Origin of the sequence: Algoriphagus sp. PAP.12, assembly GCF_026652115.1 — a bacterium.
Taxonomy (GTDB): Bacteria; Bacteroidota; Bacteroidia; order Cytophagales; family Cyclobacteriaceae; genus Algoriphagus.
This window is the reverse complement of the sequence record NZ_JAPPSQ010000017.1, coordinates 85,386-101,238: the sequence shown is the minus strand read 5'-3', so window position 1 is coordinate 101,238 and position 15,853 is coordinate 85,386. Positions and strand designations below refer to the sequence as shown.

The 15,853-nt window shown below is 39.0% G+C and carries 18 protein-coding genes; 6 read left to right on the top strand and 12 right to left on the bottom strand.

Features of this window, described 5'->3' with window-relative positions:
- Positions 1–91: 91 nt before the first annotated feature.
- From O0V13_RS17690 to O0V13_RS17675, 4 genes are all read right to left on the bottom strand, one after another.
- Positions 92–1,603 carry a DUF4301 family protein gene (locus tag O0V13_RS17690; RefSeq protein WP_268036315.1) on the bottom strand — a complete coding sequence of 504 codons (1,512 nt, stop codon included), beginning with the start codon at positions 1,601–1,603 and terminating at the stop codon, positions 92–94.
- 99 nt (positions 1,604–1,702) lie between these two features.
- Positions 1,703–2,455: a LytR/AlgR family response regulator transcription factor gene (locus tag O0V13_RS17685; protein WP_268036314.1), complete on the bottom strand. Its 753-nt coding sequence runs from the start codon at positions 2,453–2,455 to the stop codon at positions 1,703–1,705.
- Positions 2,452–4,278, bottom strand: coding sequence for a sensor histidine kinase (locus tag O0V13_RS17680; RefSeq protein WP_268036313.1), 1,827 nt, complete (start codon positions 4,276–4,278; stop codon positions 2,452–2,454). Before O0V13_RS17680 ends, O0V13_RS17685 begins: the two co-directional genes overlap by 4 nt.
- Positions 4,278–5,513 carry a histidine kinase gene (locus O0V13_RS17675; RefSeq protein WP_268036312.1) on the bottom strand — a complete coding sequence of 412 codons (1,236 nt, stop codon included), beginning with the start codon at positions 5,511–5,513 and terminating at the stop codon, positions 4,278–4,280. Before O0V13_RS17675 ends, O0V13_RS17680 begins: the two co-directional genes overlap by 1 nt.
- 291 nt (positions 5,514–5,804) lie before the next feature.
- Here O0V13_RS17675 and O0V13_RS17670 point away from each other — a divergent pair, with 291 nt between their 5' ends.
- Positions 5,805–6,830 (top strand): hypothetical protein, encoded by a 1,026-nt coding sequence (locus O0V13_RS17670; RefSeq protein ID WP_268036311.1) that lies wholly within the window; start codon positions 5,805–5,807, stop codon positions 6,828–6,830.
- Between the two features lie 2 nt (positions 6,831–6,832).
- Here O0V13_RS17670 and O0V13_RS17665 read toward each other — a convergent pair whose 3' ends face one another.
- Genes O0V13_RS17665 through O0V13_RS17655 form a run of 3 tightly spaced genes read right to left on the bottom strand, consistent with a single transcriptional unit; the run spans position 6,833 to position 9,110 of the window.
- Positions 6,833–7,705, bottom strand: coding sequence for a biotin-dependent carboxyltransferase family protein (locus O0V13_RS17665; RefSeq protein ID WP_268036310.1), 873 nt, complete (start codon positions 7,703–7,705; stop codon positions 6,833–6,835).
- A complete protein-coding gene (locus O0V13_RS17660; RefSeq protein WP_268036309.1) occupies positions 7,702–8,391 on the bottom strand; it encodes a 5-oxoprolinase subunit B family protein in 690 nt (229 codons plus the stop codon). Before O0V13_RS17660 ends, O0V13_RS17665 begins: the two co-directional genes overlap by 4 nt.
- Entirely contained in the window at positions 8,388–9,110 is a 723-nt protein-coding gene (locus O0V13_RS17655) for a LamB/YcsF family protein (protein ID WP_268036308.1), read from the bottom strand. Before O0V13_RS17655 ends, O0V13_RS17660 begins: the two co-directional genes overlap by 4 nt.
- A gap of 130 nt (positions 9,111–9,240) precedes the next feature.
- On the opposite strand from O0V13_RS17655, the gene O0V13_RS17650 reads away from it, so the two are divergent.
- Positions 9,241–9,360: a 30S ribosomal protein THX gene (locus O0V13_RS17650; protein WP_268036305.1), complete on the top strand. Its 120-nt coding sequence runs from the start codon at positions 9,241–9,243 to the stop codon at positions 9,358–9,360.
- Between the two features lie 59 nt (positions 9,361–9,419).
- On the opposite strand, the gene O0V13_RS17645 is transcribed toward O0V13_RS17650, so the two are convergent.
- Together O0V13_RS17645 and O0V13_RS17640 are read right to left on the bottom strand one after the other, a co-directional pair.
- The gene (locus O0V13_RS17645; RefSeq protein WP_268036307.1) at positions 9,420–9,719 is read right to left on the bottom strand and encodes a dihydrofolate reductase family protein; all 300 of its coding nucleotides are present in this window, start codon (positions 9,717–9,719) and stop codon (positions 9,420–9,422) included.
- Positions 9,720–9,725: 6 nt separating this feature from the next.
- Positions 9,726–11,237 carry an IS1634 family transposase gene (locus O0V13_RS17640; RefSeq protein WP_268036306.1) on the bottom strand — a complete coding sequence of 504 codons (1,512 nt, stop codon included), beginning with the start codon at positions 11,235–11,237 and terminating at the stop codon, positions 9,726–9,728.
- A 230-nt stretch (positions 11,238–11,467) separates the two neighbouring features.
- Between O0V13_RS17640 and O0V13_RS17635 the strand changes: the two genes are divergently transcribed.
- On the top strand, positions 11,468–11,587 hold the full coding sequence (locus O0V13_RS17635) for a 30S ribosomal protein THX (RefSeq protein ID WP_268036305.1): 120 nt from the start codon (positions 11,468–11,470) through the stop codon (positions 11,585–11,587).
- 59 nt (positions 11,588–11,646) lie between these two features.
- Here O0V13_RS17635 and O0V13_RS17630 read toward each other — a convergent pair whose 3' ends face one another.
- On the bottom strand, positions 11,647–12,189 hold the full coding sequence (locus O0V13_RS17630) for a dihydrofolate reductase family protein (protein ID WP_268036304.1): 543 nt from the start codon (positions 12,187–12,189) through the stop codon (positions 11,647–11,649).
- A gap of 2 nt (positions 12,190–12,191) precedes the next feature.
- The gene (locus O0V13_RS17625) at positions 12,192–12,701 is read right to left on the bottom strand and encodes a YdeI/OmpD-associated family protein (RefSeq protein WP_268036303.1); all 510 of its coding nucleotides are present in this window, start codon (positions 12,699–12,701) and stop codon (positions 12,192–12,194) included.
- A 154-nt stretch (positions 12,702–12,855) separates the two neighbouring features.
- Between O0V13_RS17625 and O0V13_RS17620 the strand changes: the two genes are divergently transcribed.
- The 3 genes from O0V13_RS17620 (at position 12,856) to O0V13_RS17610 (ending at position 14,905) form a co-directional block, all read left to right on the top strand.
- Positions 12,856–14,004 (top strand): methionine aminotransferase, encoded by a 1,149-nt coding sequence (locus tag O0V13_RS17620; RefSeq protein WP_268036302.1) that lies wholly within the window; start codon positions 12,856–12,858, stop codon positions 14,002–14,004.
- Between the two features lie 83 nt (positions 14,005–14,087).
- Entirely contained in the window at positions 14,088–14,342 is a 255-nt protein-coding gene (locus O0V13_RS17615; protein ID WP_268036301.1) for a GlsB/YeaQ/YmgE family stress response membrane protein, read from the top strand.
- Positions 14,343–14,605: 263 nt separating this feature from the next.
- Complete coding sequence (locus tag O0V13_RS17610) at positions 14,606–14,905, top strand: hypothetical protein (protein ID WP_268036300.1); 300 nt, start codon at positions 14,606–14,608, stop codon at positions 14,903–14,905.
- Between the two features lie 96 nt (positions 14,906–15,001).
- Here O0V13_RS17610 and map read toward each other — a convergent pair whose 3' ends face one another.
- Positions 15,002–15,766, bottom strand: a complete 765-nt coding sequence (gene map, locus O0V13_RS17605; RefSeq protein WP_268036299.1) for a type I methionyl aminopeptidase — start codon at positions 15,764–15,766, stop codon at positions 15,002–15,004.
- Positions 15,767–15,853: the final 87 nt, after the last annotated feature.

Genomic DNA, 15,853 nt, shown 5'->3' with positions numbered 1-15,853 from the left:
AGACATAAACGATAAGTGAATGTGAATATTCTACTTATACGAAAACCCCCTCTTTCATTACCGTTTGTGAAGCTCTAATTCATGAATGTTTTTATTGGTGTTCGTCTCTCAAAAGATCATTGACCGTCTTCACCGGGTTGAACGTGATCAAAGGAACTTCCACAAAAAGGGTATTCCATCCAGACATCGAACCATTCCATAGCCCAGGAAGCTCCAATGCTTTTAGATCTCTTCCACTTTTTGACTTTTCGGTGATGAAACCTGTTTTCATATCTCTATACTCCAACAGATCAAAATCTTTGCCTTTGTAATCTTTGGTTCCACAAACCAAATCCACTGGGTTAAAGTGGGTAGAGGCCATCATATGCTTTTTGGATTCAGGATCCTCCAAGTCAATTTGTGCTGTTTCCAAAATCTGCAGCGATTGACTTCCATCATCCTCCAAAATCCAAAAAGGTCCACCGCCCGGTTCACCGGTATTTTTTACCATTCCGCAAACTCTTATGGGTCTGTTTAGCTTGCTTTTAAGGAAATTGGCCTTTTCCACCATGGTTTTATCAGCAAAACCTTCAGGCAATTTAGCTCCTAAGTCTTCTGTAAAGACTTGTTGAGCTTGGTCGACTGTGTCTTGAGAAAACTCTCTGTTCAATTCTTCCAAGGCGGCAAAAACTTTGGCTTGGATTTCTAATAGAAGTCCGCCTATTGCCATTTTATACTTTTTGGTTTCAGGCTTGAGTCTATCAGGAACAACATTGTCGATGTTTTTGATGAAAATCAGATCTGCTGAAATGTCATTCAGGTTTTCCAATAAGGCACCATGTCCCGCAGGTCTGAATAATAGGGTTCCATCCTCTTCCAAGAATGGTTCATTTTCCATCGTAACGGCAATGGTATTGGTAGCTCTTTTTTGCTCGGAATATGTCACTTTGAATTTCAATCCAGTCAAGGATTCCAATTGGGCAATAATGCCATTGACTTCTTCCTTAAACTTGATTTCATGCTCTGGAGAAACTGTGAAATGGATTTGGACTGTATTTCCATGTCCTACCGCATACTGCATGCCTTCTACCAAGTGCTCATAGGCAGGAGTCCTTCTTGCATCTGGATAGGAATGGAATTTCAACAAACCTTTCGGGAGATTGCCATAGCCCAATCCATCATCTAAAAGGAGAGAGGCAACTATTTCTTTGTAATCCTTTCTATCCAGACAATCCGAAATACTGGTTCCTTTATTTTCTAAAACAGCATTCAGATCATCGTAGAAAGCGAATTTTTCTATTTTATCGATGAACTTCTGAACGAAAGCACTTTTGGACAAATCACCGTCTCCATCCAAGAAAGCAAACAAATCTTTAAACATTCGAGATGCTGCACCAGAAGCAGGGACAAATTTGACCACATCAATGGAGGCTGCATTCATGGGGTAGGTTTCCACAAAATGATTGAGCTCTTCCTCAGTCATTACTTTGATCCCGTCCACTGGTGTGGCAGGTGCTGTAATGGTCAAAAAAGGGAATCCGTTCTTAAAGTTGTTGATTTGTTCTTCAACTGGGCCTGGGCTCATGCCTTGGCCTATAATTTTTTCTTTCAACAGGGCATCCATTTGTGCTAGGGTTAATTCGTAAAAGACCTAAGTTAACAGGAGTATACCCTTGACTCAAAATTGAAGCCGCATTAATTTTAAAAAATTTGAGCGCCTCATCTAAATCCCCATTCTTTTCAAAAACTCTTCACGTCTGGAATTGGAAATACTTACTTGCTGATCTCCATTCATGACTATATAGCCCCCCTCTGACTTGACAAATTTTTTCACTTCAGAAAGATTGATCAAATAGCTATTGTGAACTCTCATGAAATTCATGTCCGAAAGCATGTTTTCATATTCCTTCAGGTTTTTACTTACCATCATTTTTCTGCCATCCGTCAAGAAAAAGTCTGTATAGGACCCGTTTGCCTCACAGTGAGAGATTTGATCAGTTGGGATGAACTCTATGCCCTCTGAAGTCGCCAAACATATCTTTTTAGCCTCTTTGCTTCCTGAACCGAGATTGTTGAGTAGGTTTTCAAACAAATTCTGTCTGGACTCCTGCTCAGCTTGTTTCAAAGCTTTCTGAACAGCCATCACCAGTTCATCGATGTCTATGGGTTTAAGTAAATAGTCAATAGAGCTGAACTTGATGGCTTTGATTGCATAATGTTCGAAAGCGGTAGTAAAGATCAGATGAAAATCCAAGTGGTTGACTTTCTGAAGGACATCGAAACCAGTACCTGTCTGGAGTTCAATGTCCAAAAATACTAGTTGTGGCCTCAATTGGGAGATTTTTTGAATGCCTTCTTCCACATTCGTAGCCATATCCAAAAGCTCCACTTCTGGGCAAAATTCCTTCAAAAAACTCTTTAATGTCTCTCTGCTATGTACTTCGTCTTCTACAATTACAGCGGTGATGGATTTCATAGTTTGGGGATTTTGATTAGAACTTTCGTTCCTGGGTGACAATCTGAGAATTGAATCAATTCTTCCCGATCGATGGATTTATGAGCCATTTTCAATCGCTCCTCAGTGAGCATCAGGCCTCTGGAAGGTCTTGAATTCGGGGTTTTATTAGCTTTGGAAGCTGTTATTCCGATTCCATTGTCCATCACTTCACAATGGATAAATAGATCACATTCGTGAAAATGGATTTTCAATTTTCTATCTCCTTCTTTTTTGGGGAGCAAGCCATGCTTGATGGCATTTTCTACAAAAGGCTGAACGATCATCATTGGCACTTCCTCTTGATCAAGATTGGAGTCTGGGTCAATCTCAATTTCGTAGGAAAAAGCATGATCAAACCGTAATGATTCCAGGTCCAAATAAACTTTAAGAAGCTCTATCTCTTTTTCCAAAGTAATATGAATGTCCAAGGAATTCTCCAAAACTTGGTGCACAAACTTGCTGAACTTGGATAGATACCGAAGTGCTGCTTGATTTTGTCCACTGCTAATCAAGTGTTGAATAGAGGCTAGGCTGTTGAAAATGAAATGGGGATTGATCTGGGCCCGGAGTGCACCGAGTTTGGTTTGATAGGCCTCGATTTCAGCTTTTTGTTTTTGTGAACTGATTGCTTTGATCTTGTAAGAAAGACCAAAGGAAAAGATGATGCTCTCTACAGCTGACCCAGCAACCATGTAGTCTAGATCAAGCAAAAACATCGTGCAAAGGGCTCCAGTAGTAAAAATGACCGTTCCTGAAATCACAAACCAAACTAGATTGTCTGGGTAATTTCTCCAGAGATAAATGACAGCGAATAAGGTGAATGTGGCCATAAAAATCCTTTCCACATTCATCAAATCAGCCTGCAGGCGGCTGTAGGGATTAATAATTACCAAAACAGCCATCAAGAGAGTGAATCCGCAAAGCCCGTAAGCAAGCCCTTTCACGATCCGATCAAACTTGGGCATCTTTTCCTTGAAATCAAGGAAGTGCCTGATAAACATCAAGTAGGTCAAATTGATGATGACTTGGGAAACGGTCGTCATCCAGAAAAAGAACTTTGAATAGTGATAGCCGAAAACCTGGGCTAGAGTTGGGCTGATCTGGGAATAATACATCAATTGGAACAGGATAAACAGTCCGTAATAGATGTATTGCCGATCCTTCATATAGGAGAAGAGAATCAGGTTAAAAACCAACAGTACAAAGGCAACTCCCAAGAAAAAATAGGCCAGTACCTGGGATTTGAAACTGTTTCTACTGACTAACTGTGAAAAAGTAGCGTGAGCCTGCGGAGTGCTGCTATAGAATACTTTATTGGTGAGATTGGGTGAAATTCGGATGTAATTAACCCGCATAAATAACTTGCTCCCATGAAATAGGTTTTGAACGGGGATGGGGACATAGTTCAAGCCTGAGAACTCAGACCGCAAGAGGACATTTTCTTCAAAGCGATTTAAGGATAGCGAATCAAAATGGTCTTGATTCCAAACAAATAGGTTTCCTTTTTCGATTCCTACCGGATAAAATATCAAACTGTCTAAATCAGGATGATTTTCTAAAAACTCAGAAAAGTCAACTTCAAACCAATAATTCGTCTTTGCACGTGCTGAACCTAGATTTTCAGAGCCATGGAAAGTCCTCAAATCTGATAGATTTTGAATTTGTTTGATTGAAGCGACTGTGTCTAAAGCAAGGACTTTAGTTGGAATTGGAATTTGATAGTTGAGAGAAATGGACTGCGAGAAGGCAAGGTTTGAAAGCAAGAATCCCAGAAAAAGCATTAAAAAAATAGTCTTTCTCATTACATCAAGTTAGGAAAAATCAGTTCAACAACTTTCAAACAATGTCCATTTTCTGACTTTTCTTGCTTCACTTGGCTTTTGATCTGGTAGGGACGGATTTCATTAATGAGTTTGACATAATCTTCCCAAGGGGTCAATTCTTTAAAATATTCTGATTTTGACTGGGATTCACATTCATTTTCAGGGATTTCCAATTGGACTTTAAAATGTACTTCAAATTCTTTGATAGAAAAGAGGGCTTTGATCTTTAGATTTCCCTGACTTTGATTGATATGTTCTTCAAGAAGGTTTTCAATTAAGCTTTGAACTACCACAGCAGGAATTTTACTGGTAGGAAGAGAATCTACTCTGTGTTCCTCGATATCGTAAACAAATTTCTCCTCATACCTCAGCTTTTGGAGCTGTAGGTACCAATCCAACATTTGGATTTCATCCCGTACCAAAACGGACTCCTGATGAATCTGCCCCAGAAAATACCTTAACAGCTTTCCAAAAATGCTCAAGAAGCGGAGAGATTTTCGCTTGTCTTCCAACAAGATATAGTGTTGAATGGCATTCAAAGAATTGAATACAAAATGAGGGCTCAATTGTGCGGAAATAGCCTCCATTTGCATTCTATAGATGCGTTGCTGGACTTTCCATCTTTCAAACTGCTCCTTTTTGGCCTTATTTTCAGCTCTAAGACGAGCTATTTGTCCTGAGTAGATAGAAGCTACCGCATTGAGTATTCGCAGATGCTGATCAGTAAAGTAGTCTACACTTGAGTTTTCACTGTCTATAACGCCGATTACTTTTCCTTCCAAAAGTATAGGGACAGCCAACTCAGAAAGGCGAAAGGTATCATCTTGAATGTATTCAGGTTCGAGCCTGGTGTCATTGATGACGATTGGAAGGCCTGTTTGGGCGACTTTTCCCGTAACTCCAGAACCCAAAGGAATCTTCAAGGCATTGATCAATTCTTTTCCGTCTGGACTTTTTGGCCCAAGGGCAGCTTTTTGAATTAAGAAATTACCGGATTCATCCATGAGATAAATGACAGCATCTTCAAAGTCCAGAATAGAGATGCAGTTTTTGACCATATCCCAAAGCAGCTCCTCCTCAGAATCTATGGTATTCATAGACTTTGAAAAGTGTAAGAGGATTTCCTCAATTTCTGAAGCTTGAATGCTTTTCACGATATGCTGTTTTAATCTCAAATCCATTAATGCTTCTGGCAAAATGCCTATTTGAAGCATGTGAAAATTAGAGAATTAGTGATGTTTTTTATGCTTGATTTTGATGAATAGGGCATTTCAATTGATGGATTGGTCTTTTCATTTGACGGATGAAATAGTCCTATTAAAAAACTGTAAATCAGTGATTTAAATTGGATTTTTGCGTCTATCAATTCAAATCCTTCATCCGTCAATTGGATCCTATTTTCAATAAATTCTCCGAGGTAAAGAATTTCGATCCATCCTAAGTTTGAATCGTCCAACAGGGGAAATGCCCCAGAGATCGAAACCAAAAATAAATTTTATAAAATCATGAAAAAGTATCTTTTAATCTTAGGTGTAGGAGTGATGATTCTCCAAAGTTCATGTGACAGCATGGAAAACGAAGTGGTTGACCCACAGGTGCAAAGTGGAGAGCTTTCAATTGCAAATGCAAGAATGGCTGAGGTAGAAATGCTAGCTACCAATAAAATTGACAAGAATTATCAATTGGCAGAATATGCCTATGAAGGTTTGGAAGTTTGTATTCCAAAAAATAAGGCTTTGGAAAAACTTTTGGGAAGCCGGGACGAAGTTCAGTTCATCAAAGAAATGATCCAGAAGTCCATGTCAGTATTTGATTCAACTTTGAAAAAAAGAGGGCAGTTTTTAAGTCCACTTTCTCAAAGAAACCATGATGAAATGGCAGGGGATGAGCATGAGATTGAATTTGATATTGCGGCCTTTATTGAGGATGAAACTGCTGCTATCGATTATTATTTGAGAATTCCCGATATACCAGGTGAATCAACCGATGGTAGAGAACCGGGATTCCATTTTTCAAAAATCATAGGCAATAGCTCCACAACTTCGGCTGCAGAACCTTGCGACAATATCTGGTGTGACAGTATTCCTCCAGTTAAAAAGCCGGAAACTGAGGAGACTGCAGCATTACTTCTAGAGCTGTCCTATCAAAGAGATCCGGCTCAATCTGCTAGGTTGATTGAATTATTGAAGGTAGGAACAGGAATGGAGCCTGTTCAGGTAAGTTTGCTTTTACCAGCGGTGCAAAGAGTTAGAGAAGCCGCTAGATTAGGTGCAACTGCCAGAGGTAAAGCAGATATTTTGATCGAATCTTTAGGTAACTATTATGGAGTGGATCTTGAAAGTAAGGAAAATAAAATCCTTGCCTATGGAGGAGCAGGATCACTGGCCGAATTAGTATCTGAAGGATATGATGATGAAGGAGATATTGATTGGGCTACGATTCAATTGAACAGGAAAAAGTTTGAGATGGAGATGTTATTTTTCTGGAAAGCGTTTTGGGAAACGTACCATGGTACCCCGACCTGGGAGTAGGTCTAATTTTTAACCAAAAGGAACCGGAGCTTTTGCCCCGGTTTTTTTTGTGCCAAAATCCTGAGATCATCCTCCATTACCTGAAGAATTCGTGGATAGCCTCCTGTCACTTGAGCGTCTTGTAAAAGACAAAGCAATTTTCCGCCTGATGTCAATTGAATAGTTCCCGGGAAAACGGGCGCAGAGGCAATCCCTGGAATTTCATTCGGAATCAATTCCTCCAATTGAACAGCCATGCTGTTTTTCATAGTGGAAATATGGAAGGATTGGCCTAGAAGGAATTCTTGAATATGGGGGGTAAGAAGATTCCATTCAGGTCCCGGAAAGACTCGGACTAACTCTTCAGAAAGATATCGACTGTTCCACTTCACTTGAGAAAGTCTATTAAACTGAGGGATTTCCTGATTGGTAAAGTAGGGGACTTCATCTCCTTTTGCTATTTGAAAGGTTTTGGTAATCCCTTTTAATTGACTTCTAGATTTCAGGATTTGCTCTGACTGAAAACCATGCTTTACACCAATGTAAACAATTGACCCTGATTCAATATTTCCGATTTCAAGAATATCTTCAAAGTTAATTTCCTGTAAACCAGTATTATTAATGAGTTTGTTGTTAAGTTTTACTTTAGATAAGGCTCCTGAGATTGAAATGAGGGTAGGTGCTAAAAATTGAATTTTAAATCCTGGTTGACTTAATTCTAGCTGAGCATCATTTTCATTATTTTGAAGCAAATGATTGTTCCATAGAAAAGCCTGCAAATCCGCTGGACCTGACAAAGGAACTCCATATTGGGCATAGCCCAATCTTCCAAGATCTCGAATACTTGTTCCAGGTCCCGTTGCCAGAATTTTAGCAAATGTCCAGTCTTTGATCATTTTGCCTTGGGAAATTTGGGGTGAGCGGACATCCTATCATATTCGGCCATTGTAATAGGAGTAAATCTGATTTGATCTCCGGGTTTTGCCCAAACAGGAGGATCACAAAAGGGATCGAAAAAAGGAGTAGGGGTTTTACCAATGACGTGCCAGCCACCGGGGCTATCATGAGGATAAATACCGGTTTGATTTCCTCCAATGGCCACAGAACCGGCTTCAATGATTCGATCAGGAACAGCTTTTCTAGGATGAGTCAAGAGTGGATTTAAACCAGAGAGGTACATGAAACCAGGTAAAAATCCGTAGAAATTCAATTGGTAGCTTGACTCAGAATGAAGACCAATGATTTCTTGGATTTGCATAGACTTAGTTTCTGATACTGCTTTTAGATCCTTTCCAAAAGTAGGATCGTAGCAAACAGGGATTTCCCAAACATTAAATTCCGGTGTTTTAGAAATGTTTTGAACTTGATTCAAAAACTTCGACAAAACTTCATTTTCGGGCTTTTCCTTCCAATGAATGCAAATTGTTTGATATCCAGCTCTTGTTTCCAGGATTTCATTGGAGAATTTTTTTTGGATTGAGCTTTCTACTTGGATACGTTTCATTAAAAGGTCTCCAACCATCCAAATAGGCCAGGAAATCTCTGTGAGTTTTGGACCTATATGTTTGATTTCTGGATTCATATCCACCATTTCTTTCTGATTTGGGGGAGAATGGTCAATGCAGCAGGGTTATCTCCATGAAAACAAATGGTTTCAGCATTTACCCGTAGCAAATTGCCATCAATAGATCTTATTGACTGATGTTCAAAAACTACTTCTAATTGTCTATTAACCTGCTCAAATGAATGGAATAGGCTGTTTTCTTCCGATCTTGGTCTTAATTTCAAATCATTACCATAAGCCCTATCTCCAAATATTTCCCTTCTGATTTTCAATCCTTTGAGAAGTGCTGCCTTTTCTGTCTCTGATTGGGGCGGAACAAATAGACAGGCATTTGGATAAGTTGAGGCAATGAAATCTACCAAGGCTTTGGCCAGCGTAGGATTCTTAGCTGCATCATTGTAAAGAGCTCCATGAAACTTGATATGATCCATTTCCATTTTCAATTCTTTTCGGATAGATTCAAAGAGCGCGATTTGCTGTTCAATTGACTCCAACAGCTTCTCAACGGGGATATTCATACTGATCCGTCCAAAATTCTCTGGATCAGGATAGGATGGATGAGCCCCCACTTTCTTTTTAGAATTTTGACAAGAAATTAGAGTTTTTCGAATGCTAGCTGCCTTCCCATAGTGACCTCCACAAGCTACACTAGCAGCGTCAATATAGGGGATAATTTGATCCTCCCATTCGACTCCTTCTCCTAAGTCACAATTGATTTCTATTCTGTTTTCAAGCATCGATGAAAATTAAAAAGAATTTTGAGCTCCTATGAAATTTTGAATAAAAAAGAGGAGAAAAGGGGTCAATTTGACATGTACTGATGTGTTTTTTATCTTAAAGGATCTTTAAACTTAAACCTGAAAAATTATGGGAAAAGGAGATTTGAAATCCAAAAGAGGAAAAATCAGCAGAGGAACTTTCGGGGCGAGTAGACCCAAAAAAGAAGCGAACCGAAGGACACAACGTGAGAAAAACGGGTCTGATTAAAGACTAGTTGCTGAAGATTCTAGCCCCGATTTATTCGGGGCTTTTTTGTTCCTATCTCTTTATTTTTTCAATCTGATAAAGTGATTCTGAACATAGTTTCCTAAATACACTTTTGAGGATTTCAATTCAAAATTGATCAATGAATTTAGCTCACCAAATAAAGAGAATCCTCCTCCAAGTAGAATAGGTATGGTAGTGATTATCAATTCATTGATTAATCCTTCTTTCAGGAATGATTGAATTGTTTTTCCTCCATCGATATATAGCCGACTAAAGCCTTTAGAATGAATGGTCTCCAAGATTTCTTTTGGTTTTCCCTGAATCAAAAAGACTTTTTCCTGACTTCGACACGGGGACACCCAAAATCAAAAATCGAACAATTTTGCCAGTTTTTGCTGACTTTCGTTCAAAAGCAAGGTTTTTCTGAGCTTTTTTCCTGAAGATTTGAGTCGTATTTCAACTGTATAAATTCCTTTTGCAATCTCTATTGCCTTCTGTGGAGATAATTTAGATCCCTTCTCTATCAATTGTCTTTCCAGCTCTTTGTAAACTTTGTAGGCCGTGAACGCGATGCTGATATGGGCTTCGATTCTACGTTGTTTATTATGGAAAACCGGCCTGACTTTGATTTCATTTTTGGTTATCCTGAAAGTCTTTTCGATTTTCCATAGGTTGTTGTAGTTCTCAATAACCTGGTCTTTTTCAAGGTTGGTGTTGGTAATATAACCTTTGAGCCCATCCCATTTCGCATCCAGTTCAAACTTTTCCATATCTAGGGCGATCTTTATCTCCCCTTCCATTTTAAGGTACTTGTTATAACCCCTGTTGTTGATATGGGTTTTGTTTAACTTTCCGGTTTTTAGTTGTTTATCGAGCTTTTTGATACCTTTTTCCCGGTTGATCCTATCCTTTTTGGCTCTCTTTTCCGAATAACTGACAACCATCCTTAGCCCATCCTCCCAGTCCAGTAATCTGCTCTCGCCGTTTTCAAGGTTAAGGGTCAATACCTGTTCTTTGTTTTTATTAGCGGAAGCTTTTAGCCTTGCTCCCAGAATAAACTCATATCCATTGTCGAGTAATTCTTTGATATTGCTTTTTGAAAGTAAGCCTGAATCAGCAACCACTATCGGGGCCGGTAAACTGTACTTCTTTCTGAAAGTTTCAATGACAGGAATCATGGTGTGGCCCTCAAACTTATTGCCCTCAAAAATCTCGTATGCAAGAGGATATCCTTCCAGACCCACCAGAAGACCCAAAACGATCTGGGGATTTTGATGCTTGCCTTCCTTGGAAAAGCCTGTCTTTCTCAGCTCATCTTCCTGATCCACCTCAAAATACAGGGTAGTGACGTCGTAAAATACGATGTTGATTGTTCCTCCAAGTATTTTCTTGGTGTGCTCAAAACTGATCAACTGGATGATCTCCTTGTAATTGTTGTAAAGCTTGTCCATGTACCTGTACAGGTCATGGACCTGGAATTCAAGACCGTGATAGGTGAGCAGATAATCACAGGTTTTCAGCTTACTGGCAGGAAAACATAGCCTGGAATAGACAAGCCATTTAAAAATATCATCTTTAATTACCCCGAATCCGATAGCGTTAAAAATCCTGTCCAAAAGCAGCTCTGTGCCTGACACAGTAATGTTGTCAACACTTTCCAAAACAGAATCGGCAATTCGCTCCTCATCATTGAAAGGGATATCCAGAGTACCTTTAAAGTTTTTGATCCAGTCTTCTGCCAAGCTAACCAGTTGTTCAACTTCTGATTCAACTGAACTGCTCCCAAGTGTTTTGGCAACCTTATACTTGCCCTTAATCTTCTCGATTACCTGGACGCTGATCTTACCACTTTTATTAGGCTTTCTACGAACAAACATGACTAAAAATACTCAAAAACACCTCCAGGACACCCAAATTAACAAACTGAAAAAAATAAACAATTAAATATCAGTCGCTTACAAAAAAATGGGACTGACGACTGTCGAAGTCAGGAGAATTTTGAGCTCCTATGAAATTTTGAATAAAAAAGAGGAGAAAAGGGGTCAATTTGACATGTACTGATGTGTTTTTTATCTTAAAGGATCTTTAAACTTAAACCTGAAAAATTATGGGAAAAGGAGATTTGAAATCCAAAAGAGGAAAAATCAGCAGAGGAACTTTCGGGGCGAGTAGACCCAAAAAAGAAGCGAACCGAAGGACACAACGTGAGAAAAACGGGTCTGATTAAAGACTAGTTGCTGAAGATTCTAGCCCCGATTTATTCGGGGCTTTTTTGTTCCTATCTCTTTATTTTTTCAATCTGATAAAGTGATTCTGAACATAGTTTCCTAAATACACTTTTGAGGATTTCAATTCAAAATTGATCAATGAATTTAGCTCACCAAATAAAGAGAATCCTCCTCCAAGTAGAATAGGTATGGTAGTGATTATCAATTCATTGATTAATCCTTCTTTCAGGAATGATTGAATTGTTTTTCCTCCATCGATATATAGCCGACTAAAGCCTTTAGAATGAATGGTCTCCAAGATTTCTTTTGGTTTTCCCTGAATCAAAAAGACTTTTTCATTTAAGTGATCTGGAATTGAATTAAGGGTATTGCTCAGGACAAACACTGGCCTTGGATAAGGCCATTCTCCTTGAAATCCCAAAACTGTTTCATAGGTCACTCTTCCCATTACCAAGGCATCAATATTTTCCATAAACGAATTATATCCCATATCATCATGGTCGGGATTGGGGACCGAAAGGAGCCAGTCTATTCCACCATTTTTATCAGCGATATATCCATCCAAGCTGGTGGCGATGAAGATTGAGTTTTTGAATTCCATGCTCAGAGATTATTATAATACTTGATCAGTTCATTGAGTTGTTTGTAGTCCAGAACACCTTTGGCTAGTTTTAGGTGATGCATGATTGCCAAGGCCTTTTTCATCCTGCTTTCTGCGCTTTTTACTTTGGTGATGATATAAACCAATCCTCTCTGATGACCCGGTGTCAAAGCTTTGAAAGAGGCAGCTCCTTCTTCATCCTGATCCATCAACACCTGAAACTCCTCGGGTAATTCATGACCATACTCACTATGATCCCGCTCCAATTTGACAGTCACTTGATCTCCCACGTCAATTCGAAGTTTTTTTCTGATATCCTGATTGACTAAGATATACCAATAGGCTTTTGCTTTCATCAAGGCCATGTGGTAGGCTTCACTATCATTGATCCAAACCAAAACCCTTCGATGATTTTTGTCCATCAATTGGGTGGAAAATTCATCTGCTACTGGGATATGAACTTGCCAGTGATTGAAATCAAACTTTTGGAGCTTTTCTTCGAATTGAACCATAGGATTAGGGAATTTCTTTAGAAACAGAATGTGGAAGTTATAGAAACTTTCATTCTTTAGAATTCTTCAAAGGCTTTGTTTCCAACAAAGCACAGGAATTGTCGCTTTTTTTGAAATAAATCGATTACTTGAAGTTTACAGTATTTTTAAACCTATGAGATCAAAATTACCTCAAGTAGGAACCACCATCTTTACGGTCATGTCCAAAATGGCCCATGAGGAAGGTGCCATCAATCTTTCACAAGGCTTTCCTGGTTTTGGAGCCGATCCTGTTTTATTGGATTTGGTGGCCCATTACACCAAAGGTGGTTATAATCAATATGCACCGATGTCTGGTATTCCTCAGTTTCGACAAAGAATGACTGAAAAGACCCTCAGGTGCTATGGGGTAGAAATAAATCCAGATGAAGAAGTGACCATCGTTTCTGGGGCGACGGAAGCTATTTTTTCAGCAATTACAGCAGTGGTTCACCCAGGTGACGAAGTGGTGATATTAGAACCAGCCTATGATTCCTATGAACCGGCAATTCAATTGGCAGGAGGAATTACCATTCATGTTCCATTGGATTCCAAGGACTTTTCTGTGGATTGGGAAAGAGTCAAGCATGCCATTACCTATAAAACCAAACTCATTGTTATTAATACTCCGCACAATCCCAGTGGATATGTCTGGACAAAAGAGGACATGAAGCAGCTAGCGGATTTGGTAAGAGATCGAAATATTTATGTGGTTAGTGATGAGGTCTATGAGCATATCACCTTTGATCAGAGGCCTCACTTATCTTTGGTTGGACATCCAGAATTAAGGAAAAAGACCTTCGTATGTGGTTCATTTGGGAAAACCTTCCATGTGACCGGTTGGAAAATCGGCTATTGCATTGCTCCACCAGAATTGACTAAAGAATTTCGAAAAGTTCATCAGTTTGTCACTTTCAGTACCGTCACGCCCCTTCAATTTGCTTTGTGTGACTATTTGGAAAAACCAGAGCGATATGAATCAATTCCCACATTTTATGAGAAAAAGAGAGACTTGTTCCTACAAGGTCTGAGAAAGACGGATTTGATTCTGCAACCCGCTCAAGGAAGTTTCTTTCAAACTGCACGGTATGGACATTTGAGTAAAATAAGAGATAAAGAACTCGCCGAAAGAATGACCAAGGAATTAAAGGTGGCTTGTATTCCTGTCTCTGCATTCTACCATGATCATCAAGATGACAAAATCATACGCTTTTGCTTTGCCAAAGAAGATCAGGAATTGGAAGAAGCTTTGAAAAGATTGGAAAGACTCAATGAGTTATTTTAAAGGGTAAATGAATTGATCTGAAAACGAATAAATTTTGAAATTAAATCATTAGCTTTATAGAGTAACATTTAAAAGTTAATACCATGTGGAATTTCATTGTTTGGATCGCTTTAGGATTAGTTGCCGGCGCATTGGCTAAATGGATCAAGCCAGGAGATCAGGGAGGTGGTTGTTTGATGACTACTATTCTGGGAGTCATCGGCGCCTTTGTGGGTGGTTGGTTAGGAAGTTTTCTGGGAATTGGGACGACAGGAGGATTTAGCTTCTCAAGTATCATCACCGCAGTTGTCGGTGCCTTGGTAGTTCTTTGGATTTATGATAAAGTTTCGAAAAAATAGTTTGAATCGCCCTCAAAATCGAAAAGCACAGGTTTTAGAATCTGTGCTTTTTTTATTTTTTGTGGAATCCATTCTACATCCTGTGCAAATGCAAAGAATAAAAACAAAAATTTCTCCAATCCACCAAAAAACCAACATCTCCTTAAGTTGTTAGTAATCAGTATATTGGTAAATAAAAGCTAAAAAGGTGGATCTCTGGCGGGATTTTTCGTTTAAGTAGTATAGAATTTTAATAAAAAGTATAACCACTAAAAACTACAGCTATGAAAACGAATAATAAATCTTGGATGTATTGGTTGGGAGGATTGGTTGCAGGTGTTGCTGCAGGAAGCCTAGTGTACCAAAACCGCGATAAAATCAACCAAAAGAATCTCGACAAAATGATCGGGAGCATGAAAAAGACCGGAAATGAAATCGGTAAGCTGGTCAAAGAGATTAGTGCTCAAGCCGCTGAAAGAAGTAAGGAATTGACTGCTCAGGCAGCTGAGAGAGGGAAGGAATTGACAGCTCAGGCCACTGAAAAAGGTAAGGAGTTGAGTAAAACAGTATTGAATGAGAATTAAGAATAGGTTCGAATAGATTGAAAAGAGACCGGGAGTGTTCCGGTCTTTTTTTTTGCTTCAAAATCTATTCTTTCTCTTTTTAATGAAAGGAATTTTTTAATTCCAGAGCTCATTCATTGCTGTTAAAATCAATGGGGAATTTTCTCTAACAACAATTGTATGTTCGTGTTGGGCCATAAATCCTCCTTTGTTTCCTACCATTGTCCAACCATCAGCAAGAGTATCTGCATAGGTTGAGTCGGTGGAAATAAAAGTCTCAATTGCTACAACTGAGTTCTTTTTAAATCTGGTTCGATTGAATTTGTCCCTGAAATTGGCGATTTCTGAAGGCTCCTCATGAAGGCTTCTACCCACACCATGTCCTGTCAAATTCCTAATGACCTTATAGCCTCGTTTTTTGGCCTCTGTTTCCATCAAATGACCAATGTCTGAGATTTTGACTCCGCCCTTAATATTTGATATGGCTTTCTGAAGGATTTCTTTGGAAGCATTTACTAGCTTTTGATATCCATGGATATCTTCTCCCAAGACAAAAGAATTCCCATTATCAGACCAGAATCCATCCAACTCAGCGGAAACATCAATATTGACCAAATCACCTTCTTGAAGAATTCTTTGGTGGGATGGGATTCCATGGCAAAATTCCTGATTCACACTGATACAAGTATATCCAGGAAATCCATATGTCAAGAAAGGAGCGGACTTGGCTCCAAAATCAGCTAATATTTTTGCTCCAAACTCATCCAATTCTTTAGTTGATATGCCTGTCTTGGCAAAAGCTGTCATTTCTTTTAAGGTACAAGCAACGGCCTCACTGGCTTTTTTCATTCCTTCTAATTCAAGATCATTGGTAATGGACATAGGTAGTGGATTAGGATATTGATTTTATTTAACCAAAAGGTCGGAGTTTTAGTTTGTGGAAGCTTCGTTTATTAATTCTGAAAGAAA